Origin of the sequence: Streptomyces sp. NPDC046215, from assembly GCF_040646215.1 — a bacterium.
Classification (GTDB): domain Bacteria; phylum Actinomycetota; class Actinomycetes; order Streptomycetales; family Streptomycetaceae; genus Streptomyces; species Streptomyces stramineus.
Genome location: NZ_JBEYZW010000004.1, coordinates 20,205 through 37,185, shown reverse-complemented (window position 1 = coordinate 37,185; position 16,981 = coordinate 20,205). Strand labels below are relative to the sequence as shown.

The following is a 16,981-nucleotide window of genomic DNA, read 5'->3' as shown; positions in this document are numbered from 1 at the left end:
GGAGCGGCGCTGCCGAGGGACGGGGCCAGGGGACAGAGCCGGGGGCAGGGCCGGGGAGCCCGGCCTCAGGATGCCGGCGCGCAGCGATCGGCCGGCCGACGGCGAGGCCGGCGACCGCGTCGCGCCTCAGGACGGCTTGCGGGCGAACCAGCAGCCGATCAGGAACGTGCCGTTGCGGGCCGCCGTGCACAGGGAGGTGCCCGCCCGCTCCATGAGGTCCAGCAGCGGCGTCTTGTCCGCGGGGGGAATGGCGGCCATGACGTCTTCCAGCTCCCGCCAGTTGGGCTCCAGAGCCCCGTCCGCACCGACGTCGCGCAGGTCCTCCACCACGAAGCCGGCCGCGAGGAGATCCCGCCGCAGGGCATCGGGCGTGGAGAGGCCGGGCAGGGCGAAGCCCCTGCAGACGGGTTCGACGAACCGTTCTTGCTGCTCGGTCGTCAGCCCGGTCGCCTGGAGCCAGTCGCTGCCCAGGTAGAGGCCGCCGGGCTTGAGGACACGGGCTGCTTCCGCGTGGACCCGCGTCTTGTCGGGCATGTGGCAGATGGCCTCGATGCTGTAGACGGCGTCGAACGACGCGTCCTGGAAGGGCATGTCCGCGGCGTCCCCCACCCGGAAGTCCGTGAGGTGGGAGAGACACCGCGCCGCCGCGTGGGCCCTGGCGTGCTCGACCCGGTGCTCCACCAGGTCCAACCCGGTGACGTGGGCGCCGCTGTGCGCGGCGATGGTCACGGCCGGGCCGCCGACCCCACTGCCGATCTCCAGCACCTTCATCCCCGCCGTGAACCCGCCCCGGTCGGCGAGGTCACGTTCTCCGGCGGCCATCGCCTCGGCCCGGCTCTCACCGCCGTGGAAGACGGGGAAGTGGTGTGACTCGCCCCATGTGGCACGGTAGATGTCCGTGCAGAACGCGTAGTAGTCACGGATCATCCGGGTGGAACGCCGCGTGCGCTCCGCGGGGTCCCTCGCCAGTTCCTCGTACGCCGCAATTTCCTGGGCCGCTTCCATCACCACTCCTCGGACCGAACGGGCGGCCGCCGACATCGCGGAGCCTGTCCGCACCTCATCAGGGCCGAGTCGGCGCAGCGCACCTGGTGAACGTCTGCCGATCCTGGCACAGGGGAAGGCCGCGACCCGTGACCGTCGGCGCGGCTGTCACCCGTATGACCGGACCTGCCGCCGGGTTTACCAGGGGACGGCCTGCCCCTGGTAATCGAGGAAGTGGAGGCCGGGCTTCCCCTGATGGCGCTCGATGGTCTCCGCGACGCCGGGCACGCTCTCTTCCACGCTGAGCTCGGCGTCGGGTCCGCCGAGCTCGGTGCGGACCCAGCCCGGGTCCATGAGCAGCAGCGTCCGCGTGTCGTCGGCGTGGCGGGCGGCGTAGCAGCGCATCAGCTGGTTGAGTGCCGATTTGCTGGCCCGGTAGAGATCCTGCCCGCCTTCGGTGTTCAAGGCGATGCTTCCCTGGTCGGAGGACATGACGCCGATGGTTCCGGTCGGCGCGACCAGCGGCCCGAGACCCTCCACGACGCGCATCGGACTGAGGGCGTTGGTGATCATGACCTCGGTGAACGTGGCCGTCGGAACCTCACCGATCGGGGTGTCGCCGCGGGTGATGGCGGCATTGACGAAGAGCAGGTCGAGCGCGCGCTGCGCCAGGCGGTCGCGCAACGCCGAGAGCTGTTCCGGATCGGTCATCTCCACTGACTCGACGGTCAGTCGTCCAGCGGACGCTTCGGCCAGGTCGTGCAGGCCGGTGCGCCGACTGCCGCGGACGGTGCCGATGACGTTCCAGTCGCGACGGAGTAATTCTGCGGCGAGCCCGAGGCCGAGGGCGCGTGAGGCCCCGATGATGACGGCGGTCTTGCGGGTGTCGTTCATGTGATTCCTTCACAGCCGTTGCCGGCCGGATGAGTTCGGGTGGCGATCAGGCTGCAAGTCTCCGAGCGCTCCGGCCCGGACGTCCAATACCCTTCCGACCCCATTGATACCGTCACGGCATGGATCTGGATCTGCGCAAGCTCCGCTACTTCGTCGCGGTGGCGGAACACCGGCACTTCGGCCGGGCGGCACAGGCGTTGTTCATCGCGCAGCCGGTCCTCAGCCGCCAGATCCGCGCCTTCGAGCGGGAGCTGGGGTACGCGCTGCTCACGCGGACCACGCGCAGCGTCGAGCTGACCCCGGCGGGAAAACAGCTGTATGACGAGGCGCCGAGGATCACCACGGTGGTGGACGGGGCGCTGCGGCGCGTGCGCGAGGCCCACCGGGGCGAGCAGCGACTCGTCGTCGCCTTCTCGCCCGGCCTCCACGTGGCGGACGCGATCCGGGCGTACACGGTGAGCCGTCCGGGGGCCGTCATCGATGTCTTTCCGCTGCGCTGGTGGGAACGGGACGCGCCGCTCCGCGACGGCCGCGCGCACCTGGGGTACCTCCGGCGCCCCTTCGACGACTCAGGGCTGTACACCGTCCCCATCGGTCACGAGACCAAGGTCGCCTGTCTGCCCGTGACGCATCCGCTGGCCGGCCGCCGTAGCCTCACATCGGCCGATCTGGACGGTGCGCCCCTCCTTGACGGCAGCACGCGGCGGACGTCGTCGCTGGAGGAGAAGTTCGAGCTCATCGCCTCCGGGCAGGGCGTCGCGCTCGTCCCCGTCAGCATCGCGCACTCCTACTCCCGCCCCGACCTCGTCTACCTGACCGTCACCGACGCCCTGCCCGTCGAGACCTGCCTGGCCATACCCGAGGACAACCGCACCGGACCCGCAGCAGACTTCCTGGAGATCGCCACCGCAACGCTGCGCCTGCGTGCCGAGGGGCCGGAGGGGGAGACAAGGGCGGGGGCGGCGAATCGGGCACCCGCGCCGTCCACGGACTGACCGAAAGGCGCGGGGCGTTCAGCCTGCCTGGTCATGGCCTGCCGGCTGTATCGCTCGGTCAGGCCGGGGTAGGGGCAGTCCTCAACGCCCCCTGAACAAGCGAGTGCGCACTGAGCGAGGGTCAGCGTCCTAAGACACGCGAGGCACGAACGGGTGATGTCTGGCATGCCGTCCTGGCGGTGGGGGAAGCCCTGGGGCGACATGTCGTGCATTCCAAGGGGGGCGTTCATGCGTCGTCTTGCTGTAGTAACTTTCCTGAGTCTTGCGGCCCTTGGCGCGCTCGCCACACCGGCCGGTGCCGTGCCCGACCCGGTGGCGATCGTCGACTGCGCCGTTCAAGATGTCACCGGTCTCGTGGACCCCGCCAACCTCGCAGCCCCCACCGAACTTCCCGTCGTCAGCTGCCTGGCGCCCTGATCCGGGGGAAGGCCGCAGCGGTCCGCTGACCGAGGCGGTCGCCGGGGGCGCGGGCCCCGTGCCGCCGCCCTGACCGTGCCGAACGCCCTCTGTCCTGGGAGAAGTCCCAGGGCAGAGGGCGTTCGGCGTGACGGGAGCACGTACCCCGCACCGCCTGGGCCGGTGCGCTGCCGACCGTCCCGGCCGAGCGGCCGGACCCGCCTCGGATCGCTCCTCGTCACCGCCCTTGCGGCCACGCTCGCGCTCAGAGGGGGGGCGACGCGCGCGCCGACGAGCCCCAAGTAAACGTGAGATAGCCAACATTGCCACGCCTTTACTCTCTCATTGCCTGCTGTGTTCGATGGGGTGGGCCACTTCTGATCACACCGCACACATCCGACGGCAGTCGCCGGCGTCACGTCGGCAAGACCGATAGGGATGCTCACCCTGATGCCCGAACACTGCTCTGAACTGCACCTTTCCGAGGCTCAACTCGGGGTCTGGCTGGCGGAGCGTGCCGGGCTCAGCCGTCCCGGTGCCTACCAATGGGCTGAATACCTCGTCCTGGACGGCGATGTCGACCCCGGCCTCCTGGCCGCCGCGGTCACCACAGCGGCCGCCGCATGCGAGGCGGTCAACGTCCGCATCGTCGAAATGACCGGCTCATCACCGGTGCAACGGCTTCTTCCGGACCCGGAACACACCGTCGACGTGGTCGACCTCCGGGAAGCGCCAGACCCGGACGCCGCCGCACAGGAGTGGATGCGCACCGAGATGACCAGGGCCGGCGGCGGCGACACCGGGCCGTTGTTCCTGGGGGCCGTGCTGCGCGTGGCCGACGAGCGCTCGCTGCTGTTCCACCGGGTTCACCACATCGCTCTGGACGGGGCCGGCATGGCCCTCTTCGCCGAACGCGTCGCCGAGATCTACACCTGCCTCTACGACGGGCGCGCCGTTCCGGAGAGCGGCTGGGCCGGACTGCATCCCTTACTGCGCGCCGAGGCCGCCTACCAGGAGGCCGCCGCACGCGCCGCGGACCGGGACTGGTGGCTGGAGCGACTGGCCGGTCGGCGGGACTTCCTGAGCCTCGGCACCCACGCGGCCCCGGCCGCGGACCGCTCGCTGCGGCTGACCAGGGTGCTGTCGGCGGAGGAGTTCGCCGGTTTACGGGACGGCGCCGGGCGGCTCGGGCACCGCTGGACCCGGCTGCTGACCGCGGCGACCGCGGTCTACCTGCACGCGGTGACCGGGAGCCGCGATGTCGTCCTGAGCCTGCCGGTCGCCGGCCGTCCGGCCGCACTCACCCGCACCGTGCCGGCGATGACCGCCAATGTCCTCCCCTTGCGGCTGCCCGTCGATCCGGCGGCCCCCCTCGGCGCGCTGCTCGACCGGGTCGGCGACGAACTGCGGCTGGTGCGCCGTCACCAGCGATACCGGGGCGAGCGCCTGCGGCGTGAGCTGGGCTATCCGGAGGACGGCCGGAAGTTCTTCGGTCCGGTGCTCAACATCCAGCGCTTCGACCGGCCGTTGCGGTTCGGCCCGACGACGGCGACCGTCCACAACCTCCAGGCCCCGCCGTCCGAAGACCTCTCGATCGTCGCCTACGACCGTGGCGACGGTCTGCTGCGCCTCGACTTCGATGCCAATCCCGCCAACCACGGCGAGGAGTTGCTGCGGGATGTCGCCGACCGCTTCCTGCACGTGCTGGGGCAAGTGGCCGAGGCTGACCGGCAGACGCCACCGGCGCGGGTGGCCGCGTCCACGGCGGAGGAGCGCCGGCACGTCACCGCGCTCGGCACAGGTGACCGCACGTCGGCCGCGCCCGCCGACACGGCCGCCGGCCGGTTCGCCGAACAGACCTCCCGCACGCCCGACGCCGTCGCGGTCCACTCGGCCGAGACCGGCGAGCGGTTGACCTACCGCGCACTGGACGCGCGGAGTTCGGCGCTGGCCGCCGCGATCACCGCGGCCGGCGCGGGCCCCGAACAGACCGTCGCGTTGCTGCTCGAACGATCGGTGGACCTGGTCGTCGCGGTGCTCGCGGTGGTGAAGGCGGGCGCGGCCTGCGTTTCCCTGCAACGGGACGACGCGGTCCTGCGGCAGGAAGCGGTGCTGTCCGACGCGGGAGCACGGATCCTGCTCACCGACCGGCACACCGCGGAGGACCGCATCGTCACCCGGGCACGTGAGCGCGGTGTGCGGCAGTTGGACGTACGGGCGCGGGGAACCGCGGCCGGGGAGCCCCGGGCGACGCCGGACGCGCCGGCGTGCGTGATGTTCACCTCCGGCTCCACAGGGCGCCCCAAGGGCGTCGTCATCACCCAGGGCAACCTGGCCCGGCTCGCCGCCGACCGGTGGTGGTCCGAGGGCGGCGCGCGCCGGGTACTGCTGCACTCGCCGCACGCCTTCGACGCGTTCAACCTGGAACTGTGGGTGCCGTTGCTGACCGGCGGCGAGGTCGTCATCGCCCCGCCGGGCAGGCTGGACCCGGCCGCCCTGTCCCGGATCACGGCGGCCACCGGGATCACCGGGCTGTGGCTGACCGCCGGGCTGTTCAACGCGTTCGCCACCGAGGACCCCGCCTGCCTGTCCGGGCTGCGGCAGGTCTGGACCGGCGGTGACGTGGTGTCCCCGGCGGCGGTGCGCGCCGTGCGCTCCGCACTGCCGGAACTCACCGTCGTCAACGGCTACGGGCCCACCGAGACCACGGTGTTCGGGACCAGATTCGCCGTCCAGGAGCTGCCGGAGGACGCCGGTTCGGTCCCCATCGGCACGCCGCTGGACGGCAAGCGGGTGCTGCTGCTCGACGACGCGCTGCGGCCGGTTCCACCCGGCGTGGTGGGCGAGGTGTACCTCGGGGGCGCGGGCGTCGCGCGCGGCTACCTCGGGCAGCCGGCCGCGACCGCCGAGCGCTTCGTGCCGGACCCGTCGGGCCCGCCCGGCGCCCGCGTCTACCGCACGGGCGATCTGGCCCGCTGGAACCGCGACGGGCGGCTGGAGTTCGCCGGGCGGGCCGACCGGCAGATCAAGCTCCGCGGCTACCGGATCGAACCGGGGGAGATCGACGCCGCGTTACTGGCCGAGCCCGGCGTGCGGCAGGCCGCGACGATCCTGCGCGAGGACCGTCCGGGAGTGCGGCGGCTGGTCTCCTACGTGGCCACCTCCGGCGACACGACGGCGCTGCTCAAGGGTGTGGCGGACCGGCTGCCCCCGTACATGGTGCCGTCGGCCGTGGTGGCGGTGGACCGGCTGCCGCTCACCCGCAACGGCAAGCTCGACCGGGCCGCGCTGCCCGCACCGGACACCGGAGCCACGGACACCGGAAATACGGACGCGGCCAGGGCCCCTCGCACCGCCGCCGAGTACCGGCTGGCCCAGCTGTTCGGCGAGGTCCTCGGTCTGCGAAGCGTCCCCCTCGACCAGGACTTCTTCCAGCTCGGCGGCGACAGCATCAAGGCGATCCAGCTCGCCGGCGCCGCGCAGCGGGCCGGCCTGGCCGTCAGCACCCCCGACGTGTTCCGCACGCCCACCGTCTCCGCACTCGCCGCCGGCCTCGGAGCGGTGCCCGAACCGGGGCACCGGATCGCACTGGGTGACGCGGACGACCCCACGGTCCCCCTCACGCCCGTCATGCACTGGCTGCGCGAACGCGGCGGCCCGATCGACGGCTTCGTCCAGTCCCTGACCGTGCGCACCCCGGCGGGCATCACCGAAGCGCAGGTCCGCGCGGTGGTGCAGGCACTGGTCGATCACCACGGCATGCTGCGGCTCTCGCTGAGAGCGGTGGACGGGCTGTGGGCCCTGGAAGTGCTGCCGCGCGCCACCGTCGAGCTGAACAGCCCGGGCACCCTGCCCGACCTCGGCAACGGGCAAGCGGTCCGCGCGAGCTGGCGGGAGGCCGGACCGGCGGAACCGGGCGAACTGACGCTCACCGTGCACCATCTCAGTGTCGACGGTGTCTCCTGGCGCATCTTCCAGGAAGACCTCCGCACCGCCTGGGAGGCCGTCCGGCACGGCCGCACCCCCCGGCTGCAACCGACGGGCACCTCCTTCCCCCAGTGGTCGAAGGCCCTGGTCCAGTACGCGCACCACCCGTCCGTCCTCGGGGATTTCTCCCGGTGGCAGGCGGTACCCGAGGATCCCCCCGTCGCCGGCCGCGCGCTGGACGGCGCGGTGGACACCGAGGACACCCGAAGGCGGCATTCCCTCAGCCTCCCGGGCACGCTCACCGCACGGCTGATGACCGACGCCACCGCGGCCTTCGACTGCTCGGTGCACGAACTGCTGCTGACCGCGTTCGCCCTGGCCGCCGCCGACTGGCGGGAGGGACCGGACGCGCTCCTGGTGGACCTCGAAGGCCACGGGCGCGAGGAATTCGCCGCCAATGTGGACCTGTCCCGCACCGTCGGCTGGTTCACCACCCTGTGCCCCCTCGTGCTCGACCCCGGCTGCTCCTGGGCGGACACCCGCACCGACCCGGCGGCGCTGGACGGCGCGGTGGCCAGGGTGCGGACCTGCGTACGGGACGCCGCGCGCGCCGGCCTGGCCTACGGTCTGCTGCGCCACCTCAACCCGCAGACCGCACCGGCGCTGGCCGCCCGGCCCACGCCGCAGTTCGCGTTCAACTACCTGGGCCGCTTCGACGTCGGCGGTGACGGCGACTGGGCCGTGCCCACCGACTCCTCGGTGCTCGGCCCGGCCACCGGCGGCAAGCTGGCGATGGGCCACACCGTGGAACTCGACACGGTGATCACCGATCACCCGGACGGCCCCCGGCTCGTGGCGCACTGGTCCTGGCCGGGTGAGCTGCTCACCGAAGAGCGGGTCTCCGCACTGGCGCGCCGGTGGTTCGACGTGCTCGAGGCTCTGGCGCGGCGGGGCCGCGCCAGGGCGACGGGTGAGCTGCCCCTGCCTCCCTTGGCTCAGGGGCTGCTGTTCCACTCGCTCTACGACCACGACGGCACCGACCCCTACCTCGTCCAGTTCGTCTTCGAGCTCGGCGGAGCACTGGATGCCGCCGCGCTGCGCGACGCGCTCCACCGCCTGCTGCTGCGCCACCCCCAGCTCTCCGCGGGCGTGCGGCACGGCCCGTCGGGGCGCCCGGTCCAGGTGGTCGTCCCGGACTTCTCCGTCGCATGGCAGGAGATACCCGCGCACGAGGACCTGGAGCGCTTCCTCGACGCCGACCGCAGGAGACGCTTCGACCTCGCCGGCCCCCCGCTCGTCCGCGCGGCCCTGCTGCACCATGCCGACGCGCGGCACACCTTCGTCCTGACCACGCACCACCTCCTGCTGGACGGCTGGTCCATGCCGATCCTGATCAAGGAGCTGTTCTCGCTCTACGCCGGTCACGCACTCCCGCCCGCGACGCCGTACCGCGACTTCCTCGACTGGCTGTCGACACGGGACTCCCGCGCGGACGAGGCCGCCTGGCGCGCCCTGCTGTCCTCCGTGGACGGCCCGACGCTGGTCGGCGGCGCGGGGCGGCGCGGTTCGGCCGCGGCCCGCCACCGGCGGACAGCGCAGCTGGACGACGCCACGAGCGCGCGGATCGACGCCCTGGCGCGGCAGCACGGCCTGACCGCCAACGTCGTCGTCCAGCTGGCGTGGGCCGTCCTGCTCGGTGCCATGACCGGACGGGACGATGTGGTGTTCGGAGCGACGGTCTCGGGCAGGCCGGCGGAACTGCCCGGTGCGGAACACATCGTCGGCCTGCTCATCAACACCCTTCCGGTGCGGGTCCGCCTCGATCCACGCCGGTCGGTCGCCGAGAGCCTCGCCGAGCTGCGCGCCCAGCAACTGACCATGCTGGACCACCAGCACGCCGACCTGACGCGGCTCCAGTCGATCGCCGGACACGCCGAGCTCTTCGACACCGTCGTGGTCTTCGAGAACTATCCCGTAGACGAGAACGCACTGCGCGATCTCGTGCCCGGCCTCGACATCCGGGACGTCCAGGGCCGGGACGGCACGCACTACCCCCTGACGCTGATCGCCATGCCGGACCGCGGCCGCCTGCGGCTCCGCCTCGACCACAGCGCCGATCTGCTGGACGAGGAGGGAGCCCGCCGCCTGCTCGATCGCCTCGGTGCGCTGCTCCACCAGATCACCGCCGCCCCGGCGGCACCGCTGGGGCGACTCGATCTGCTGCTCCCGGACGAACGGGACGAACAGGCCGCACAGGAGAGTCCGGCGGACACCGGGGCGCACACAGCACCTCTCGCCCTGCCCGCGCTGTTCGAGGAGCAGGTGCGCCACCGGCCGGCGGCCCCCGCCCTCACCTGCGGGAACACCACCCTGACGTACGGGGAGCTCAACGCGCGGGCGAACCGTCTCGCGCGGCTCCTCATCGCGCGCGGGGCCGGACCGGAACGCCTGGTCGCCCTGGTCCTCGGACGTTCCCCGGACCTCGTGGTCGCCGTGCTCGCCGTGCTGAAGTCCGGAGCCGGCTACCTGCCCCTGGACCCGGCCCTCCCCGAGGAACGCGTGCGGCAGGTGCTGGCCGACGCCGCTCCCGTGCTCGTCGTGACCGACCAGCCGCTCGCGGTGCCGCATCCGCGGATCGTGCTCGACGGCACCGACCCGGCCGCCTCCTACCCGGCGGACGACCTCAATCTCGCCGTGCACCCCGACAGCGTCGCCTACGTGATCTACACCTCGGGCTCCACCGGAGCCCCCAAGGGCGTCGTGGTGTCGCACCACAACGTGGGGCGGCTGCTCGCGGTGACCGACGCCCGCTTCGGCTTCGGCGGCGACGACGTGCACACGCTGTTCCACTCCTACGCCTTCGACGTCTCGGTGTGGGAGCTGTGGACGGCCCTCGCCCGCGGTGGCCGCCTGGTGGTGGTGCCGGACGACGTCGCCAAGTCGCCGCGGCAGCTCCTGGAGTTGCTCGCCCGGGAGCAGGTCACCGCACTGAGCCAGACCCCCTCGGCGTTCTACCAGCTCATGCGGGCCGAAGCGGAAGCGGAGCCGGGCGCGCTGCCCGCGCTGCGGGTCGTCGTGTTCGCCGGCGAGGCGCTGGAATTCTCCCGCATCCGCTCCTGGCACGGCCCCGGCCGGCCGAGGCTCGTCAACATGTACGGGATCACCGAGACCACCGTGCACGCGACGTACGCCGAGCTGACCGACCCCGACGAGACCGCCGGCGTCATCGGCACCGCCCTGCCCGACCTGCGGCTGCACCTGCTGGACCACGCGCTGCGGCCCGTCCCGCCCGGCTGCCCCGGTGAGATCTACGTGGCCGGCCCCGGGGTGGCACGGGGGTACCTGGGACGCCCCGGGCTCACCGCGAGCCGATTCGTCGCCGACCCCTTCGGCGCGCCCGGCGCCCGCATGTACCGTTCCGGGGACCTCGCGCGGCGCCGGGCCGACGGCACGCTGGAGTACCTGGGCCGGACGGATCACCAGGTGAAGATCCGCGGCTACCGGATCGAGCCCGGGGAAGTCGAGCGCGTCCTCGAACAGCACCCCGCCGTGGACCGCGCCGTGGTGCTCGCGGACCCGGACGCCGACGGCGGCCGACTGCTCTGCTACGCCGTGACGAAGGGAGAGCCGACAGCCGCCGAGCTGCGCGCGTACGCCCGGACGGTCCTGCCCGCGCACATGGTGCCCGCCTTCATCCTGCCGGTCGCCGACATCCCGCTGACCGGCAACGGCAAGCTGGACCGCAGAGCCCTGCCGCGACCGGAGTCCGCGGTACCGGTCAGCCGCCCGCCGGCGACCGAGCGGGAACGGCTCCTGTGCGCGCTGTACGCCGAGACCCTGGGGGTCCCCGAGGTCGGCGCGGAGGACAGCTTCTTCGATCTGGGCGGGCATTCGCTCCTGGCCACCCGCCTGATCAACCGGGTGCGGGCGGAGACCGGCTCCGAGCTGAGCATCCGGACCCTGTTCGACGCCCCGGTCGTCGCCGACCTGGCGAGGCGCCTGCCGGAGCCGTCCGGCACCTCGCGTGCCGGGCTCGTCCAGGCCGTACGGCCGGAGCGCATCCCGCTCTCGCCCGCCCAGCGCCGGCTGTGGTTCTTCAGCCGCCTCGCCGGCCCCAACGCGGTCTACAACATGTCCTTCGCGATCCGGCTGAGCGGCCCCCTGGAGGCCGGGCACCTGCGCGCGGCTCTCGGCGACGTGCTCGCCCGCCACGAGAGCCTGCGCACCACCGTCACCGAAACCGACGGCGAGCCGTACCAGCACATCCACAGCCCGCAGGAGCCACCGTTCGAGAGGGTGACCACGTCGGAGGCCGAGCTGCCCCGCCTGTTCGCCGAAGCGGCGGGCCACGTCTTCGACCTCGGCGGTGAACTCCCGGTCCGCGCCCGGCTCTTCGAGACCGCGCCCGAGCAGCACGTGCTGCTGATCCTCCTGCACCACATCGCCGCCGACGGCTGGTCACTGGCTCCGCTCTCCCGGGATCTGTCCACCGCCTATCGGGCACGCGTCGCGGGCGGGCTCCCCCAGTGGGCCGACCGCCCCGTGCAGTACGCGGACTACGCCCTCCGGCAGCACGGCATTGACCTCAGCGCCGGGATCGCCTACTGGAAGGAGACCCTGCGCGGCGCTCCACAAGAGCTTTCCCTGCCGTTCGACCACGCCAGGCCCCAGGTGTCCGCGCACCGGGGAGAGACCGTCGGCTTCACCCTGGACGCCGGCCTGCACGCACGGCTGGGCCGGCTCGCACGGTCCACCGGCACCAGCTTGTTCATGGTGACGCACGCCGCGATCGCCGTGCTGCTGTCACGGCTCGGCGCCGGCGCGGACATCCCCATCGGCACGCCGGTGGCCGGGCGGCACGACGAGGCACTGCACGAAACCGTCGGCTGTTTCGTCAACACGGTGGTGCTGCGCACCGACCTCAGCGGAACACCGACGTTCACCGAACTGCTGGAGCGGGTCCGGAGCACCGACCTCGACGCCTTCGCTCATCAGGAAGTGCCGTTCGAAGCGGTGGTCGAGGCGGTCAACCCGCCGCGCTCCCTGGCCGGCCACCCCGTCTTCCAGGTGATGCTGGCCTTCCAGGACACACCGCCCGTCGCCTTCGACCTGCCGGGTCTGCGCGCGGAGCCGGTGCCCGCGCCCGGCGGCGCCTCCCGGATGGACCTGCTGTGGAGCCTGCGCCCGCACCACGGCGACCACGGAGCGGAGGCCGGTGTCGAAGGCGAGCTGGAGTACGACACCGAACTGTTCACCCCCGCCTCCGCCCGTCTGCTGATCGCGCGGCTGGAACAACTGCTGCGGGCAGTGGCGGCGGAGCCGCACCGGCGGATCGACGAGCTCCCCGTCCTCGTCACCGGCGAGCGCGAGCAGATGATCAGCCGCTGGAACGCCACCGCCCACGACGTGCCCGGGACCACCGTGGCCCGGATGTTCGCGGCACAGGCCCTGCGCGCTCCCGACGCACCGGCCGTCCGGCACGGGGACACCGTGCGCACCTACCGGGAGCTGTCCGAGCGGGCGGCCCGCATCGCCGCGGAGCTGAGGGGCCGCGGGGCCGGCCCGGGCAGCCTCGTCGCACTGGAGCTGCGACGCGGCCCCGACCTGCCCGCCGCGCTGCTCGCCGTCCAGTCGGTCGGCGCCGCCTGGCTGCCCCTCGACCCCGCGCTCCCGCCGCAGCGGACAGCGGCACTGCTGGCGGACGCCCGCCCCTTGCTGGTGGTGCGCGACGACGAAACCCTCACCCTGGCGACCGGCGCCCGGGAACCGGCCGTCGTGCCGGAGAACACGGCGTACGTGATCTACACCTCCGGCTCCACCGGACGGCCCAAGGGCGTCGTCGTACCCCACAGCGCGCTGACGAACCTGGTGCTCGCGCTGCGCGAGCAACTGGCGGTCGGTGCCGAGGACCGGGTCCTGGCCGCCGCGCCCGCGGGCTTCGACATGTCCCAGCCCGAGCTGTGGCTGCCCCTGGTCACCGGCGCCACGATGGTGCTCGCCGACCAGGGCGCGCTGCGCGAGCCCGACGAACTGACCGCAATGCTCGACCGGCACGAGGTCACCGTCATGCAGGCGACCCCGTCGCTGTGGCAGACGCTCATGGCCCGGTGGCCGGACCGGCTGCGCCACATCCGCGCGGTCATCGGCGGCGAAGCGGTCCCCGCGGAACTGGCCGGAACACTGTCCGGCCGCACCGCTTCCCTGCTGGCCTGTTACGGCCCGACGGAGACCACCGTCTGGTCGACCACCCACCCGGTCGGCCGCGTGACGGGCGGCACGGTGCCGCTCGGGCACCCGCTGTGGAACACCCGGTGCTACGTCCTCGACGCCCGGTTGCAGCCCGTGCCCCCGGGCGTGACCGGCGAGCTCTACCTGGCCGGCGCCGGCGTGGCCACGGGGTACCTGCACCGGCCGGGACTGACCGCGACCCGCTTCGTCGCCGACCCCTTCGGACCGGAGGGGCACCGGATGTACCGCACCGGCGACCTCGCGTCGTGGACCCCCGACGGGCTGCTGCGCTTCCACGGCCGGACCGACGATCAGGTGAAGATCCGCGGCCATCGCGTCGAACTCGGTGAGATCGAGGCCGTGCTCGCCCGCCACGAAGACGTCGACGCGGCCGCGGTGGCCGTCCACGACCGGAAGGCCGACGACCGCCGCCTGGTCGGCTACGTCGTCCCCGCCCGCGCCGACCTGCGCTCGGTGCGCGCGCACCTGGCCACGCACCTGCCGGACTACATGCTGCCCGCCCGCCTGGTCGGACTGGACGAGCTTCCCCTCAGCCCCAACGGCAAACTGCTGCGCGACCGGCTGCCCGAGCCGGACTGGGCCTCCGCGGCCGACTCGCCGCCTCCGCAGAACCTGCGCGAGCACTTCATGTGCCAACTCTTCGCCGACGTCCTGGACCTGCCCCGGGTCGGTCCCGGCGACAACTTCTTCGAACTGGGCGGGCACTCGCTCCTGGCGGCGCGGCTGACCGACCGGGTACAGGCGGTGCTCGGGCTGGAACCGACGATCCGGAACGTCTTCGAGGCGGCCACTCCCGCCGCACTGTGCCGGCTCCTGAACCGGACGCCGCCGGACGGGGATACCGCCCCGCCCGGGCGAAACCGAGAGCTCGGGGGAGAGGCGTCACACCTCGTGCCCTTCCGCACGGGCGGGCCCGCGGCGCCGGTGTTCTGCGCGCCCCCGCTCAGCGGGATCAGCTGGCTGTACGCGGGGCTGCTGCGGCACATCGACCGGGACCACCCGGTGTACGGCATCCAGGCCGAGGGACCCGGCGGGGTGAGCGACCTGCCCGGCAGCGTCCCGGCGATGGCCGAGCGCTACGTGGACCTGATGCGTTCGGTACACCCCCGCGGCCCGTACCACCTCGTCGGCTGGTCCTTCGGCGGACTGGTGGCCCACGCGATGGCGGTCCGGCTGCACGAACTCGGCGAGCCGGCCGGAACGCTGTGCCTGGTGGACACGGCCGCCGACGCCGCGGCCGCACCGCACGAGCCCATCGACGACCAGCGCGTCTACCGGGTGCTGCTGACGGCCGCCGGCCTGGACGACAAGCGCTGGGCCTCTGCGGACCTCGACTTCGCCACCGTCTCGGCCCTGCTGCGCCGGGAGGGAAGCCTGTTCGCCCGGTTCACCGAGGACGACATCAGCCGGGTCATCGCGGTGTCGCGTCACCACGACAGACTCGCGCGCGCCTACCGGCCCTCGCACTACCCCGGCGACGCCACCTACATCGAGGCGACGGGGGACGGCCCACGCCGCGTCCCGAACCACGAACTGTGGCGGCCCCACATCGGTGGCGACCTGACCGTCGCCTACGTCACCGCCCGCCACTACCGGGCGATGCAGCCGCAGCACGTGGGCGACGTCGGGGTCCACCTCCGCGACCTGCTGAGGAGACACCGTTGACCCGCACCGGCCCCGGCGCCCTCGCCGAACTCCCCCCGGGCACCCGGGTGGTGATCCGGCTGCCCAACGGCCGTGAACTGGCGGACGTGCTGCTCGCCTGCTTCGACCTGCGCCTCGTCGCGGTCCCCCTGCACCCCCGCACCACCGACCGGGCCGTCGCGGGCATCGCCGAGCGCGTCGGTGCGGCGGCCCTGGTGGACCCCCGCGGTCTGCACCGCACCGGCCTGCCCGACGTCCACACCACCCCGGACGACCTGGCCTTCATCATGTTCACCTCGGGCTCCACCGGTCCGCAGAAAGGGGTCATGCTCGGCCGGCGAGCCGTCCTGGGCAACGCCGCCAAGACCGCGGCACTGCACGGACTGACACCCGAGCGCCCGCACGGGACCTGCCTTCCGCTGTACCACTGCAACGCCCTCGTCATGTCGCTGCTCGGCACACACCTGACCGGGACACCGCTGACCCTGCAAGCCGCCTTCGACCCGGCCGGCTACTTCGCGGCGCTGGACGCCACCGGCGCCCGGACCGCCTCGATCGTGCCCGCCCTGCTGTCGGACCTGCTGGAGACCGGCCCCGACTGGCCCGACGGCCTGGAGTACCTGATCACCGCGGCCGCCCCGCTGACCAGCGATCTCGCCCGCCGGTTCCACCGCCGGTACGGCCCGCGCCTGCGGCAGGGCTACGGCCTGACCGAGGCCGTCAACTTCAGCTTCACCATGCCCGCCCTCGACGACGCCGCATTCCGCGACCAGTACCTGGCGCACACGCCCCCGGTCGGGGCACCGCTGCCGGACACCGAACTGCGCCTGGAGTCCGGTGAAGTGTGGATCAGAACGCCGGACCTGATGACCGGCTACTGGCAGGACAGCCGCACCACGGCGGCCACGGTCACCGAAGACGGCTGGCTGCGCACCGGCGACCTGGGCGAACTCCGCGACGGCCTGCTGGTCCTGCGGGGCCGCGCCGGAGAACGGATCAACCGCGGCGGGGAGAAGCACTACCCGCTCGACCTTGAACACGGCTGGCGCGAAGCCGGCCTGTCCGGCCGGTTCGCAGCGGTCGCGGTGGACGAACCCACGCTCGGCCAGGACATCGGGCTGGTCACAACGGAGCAGCCGGTCTCCGCCGTGCGCGGCCTGTACGAACGGGCGCCGCTGCGGCCGTCGGCGATCCAGTTCGGCGGGTTCCTGGCCACTGTCACCGGCAAGCCCCGGCGCACGGCGATGAGCCGCGGTCTCACCGCGCGCCGCCTGGCCCCCGAACGCTACGAGCGGCTACTGCGCCACGCCGCGGCCACCGCGCACGACCTGCTGCGCACCGGGGCCGAGGACCCCGGCCTGCGCGTGCTGGCCGCGTGGGCGGGAGAGCACCGGCCACCGGCGGACGGCGAAGTCGTCTTCGATGCCTTCGCCTTCATGCGGGAGCACTGGCATGACGAGGGCGACGCGGAACTCTCCCTGGCCAAGGCCCGCTGGCACCGGACGCTCCTCACTGAGTGGCCCCTGGCAGCGCACGCGGAACTGACCGCGGACGTGGTGGCCCGGCACGGATGCGAGGGGCCACCCGTGCCGCTGGGCACCGAGGTCCGCTTCGGGGACGGCTCGCTGCTCGTCCTCCCGCACGGGCCCGCGGCCGACGGCCCGGTGTGGCCGCTGGGCCCGCTGCTGTCCTTCCTGGACGGCACCACCGGGGGCGGCCGGACGGACCGCTGGACGTGGCTGGCCCGGCAGCGCCACCGGGGGTCACCGACCACGGGCTGCTCGGTCCTGCGCGCCGGGCGACACGACCTGGGCGGGGTGCTGTGGGCACGACAGCCGGATTCCGGACCGAACGAGCACGCGGGAGCGACTGGATGACACACGGCCCCGAAA

6 protein-coding genes are annotated in these 16,981 nt (G+C 73.1%); 4 read left to right on the top strand and 2 right to left on the bottom strand.

The window, feature by feature from the left end; genetic code table 11:
• Positions 1-126: 126 nt before the first annotated feature.
• Complete coding sequence (locus ABZ951_RS02690) at positions 127-1,005, bottom strand: methyltransferase domain-containing protein (RefSeq protein WP_344083529.1); 879 nt, start codon at positions 1,003-1,005, stop codon at positions 127-129.
• Positions 1,006-1,182: 177 nt separating this feature from the next.
• Complete coding sequence (locus tag ABZ951_RS02685) at positions 1,183-1,878, bottom strand: SDR family NAD(P)-dependent oxidoreductase (RefSeq protein WP_344083532.1); 696 nt, start codon at positions 1,876-1,878, stop codon at positions 1,183-1,185.
• Between the two features lie 119 nt (positions 1,879-1,997).
• On the opposite strand from ABZ951_RS02685, the gene ABZ951_RS02680 reads away from it, so the two are divergent.
• From ABZ951_RS02680 to ABZ951_RS02665, 4 genes are all read left to right on the top strand, one after another.
• Positions 1,998-2,873: a LysR family transcriptional regulator gene (locus ABZ951_RS02680; protein WP_344083535.1), complete on the top strand. Its 876-nt coding sequence runs from the start codon at positions 1,998-2,000 to the stop codon at positions 2,871-2,873.
• 228 nt (positions 2,874-3,101) lie between these two features.
• Positions 3,102-3,290, top strand: coding sequence for a hypothetical protein (locus ABZ951_RS02675; protein WP_361278644.1), 189 nt, complete (start codon positions 3,102-3,104; stop codon positions 3,288-3,290).
• 429 nt (positions 3,291-3,719) lie between these two features.
• Positions 3,720-15,110, top strand: coding sequence for an amino acid adenylation domain-containing protein (locus tag ABZ951_RS02670; protein ID WP_344083538.1), 11,391 nt, complete (start codon positions 3,720-3,722; stop codon positions 15,108-15,110).
• Positions 15,107-16,966, top strand: coding sequence for a class I adenylate-forming enzyme family protein (locus tag ABZ951_RS02665; RefSeq protein ID WP_344083541.1), 1,860 nt, complete (start codon positions 15,107-15,109; stop codon positions 16,964-16,966). Before ABZ951_RS02670 ends, ABZ951_RS02665 begins: the two co-directional genes overlap by 4 nt.
• Positions 16,967-16,981 lie beyond the last annotated feature (15 nt).

Bases quoted from the DNA above. Each gene is read 5' to 3' on its own strand.
- ABZ951_RS02690 (WP_344083529.1), bottom strand. From the start codon at position 1,005: ATGGAAGCGGCCCAGGAAATTGCGGCGTACGAGGAACTGGCGAGGGAC.
- ABZ951_RS02685 (WP_344083532.1), bottom strand. From the start codon at position 1,878: ATGAACGACACCCGCAAGACCGCCGTCATCATCGGGGCCTCACGCGCC.
- ABZ951_RS02680 (WP_344083535.1), top strand. From the start codon at position 1,998: ATGGATCTGGATCTGCGCAAGCTCCGCTACTTCGTCGCGGTGGCGGAA.
- ABZ951_RS02675 (WP_361278644.1), top strand. From the start codon at position 3,102: ATGCGTCGTCTTGCTGTAGTAACTTTCCTGAGTCTTGCGGCCCTTGGC.
- ABZ951_RS02670 (WP_344083538.1), top strand. From the start codon at position 3,720: ATGCCCGAACACTGCTCTGAACTGCACCTTTCCGAGGCTCAACTCGGG.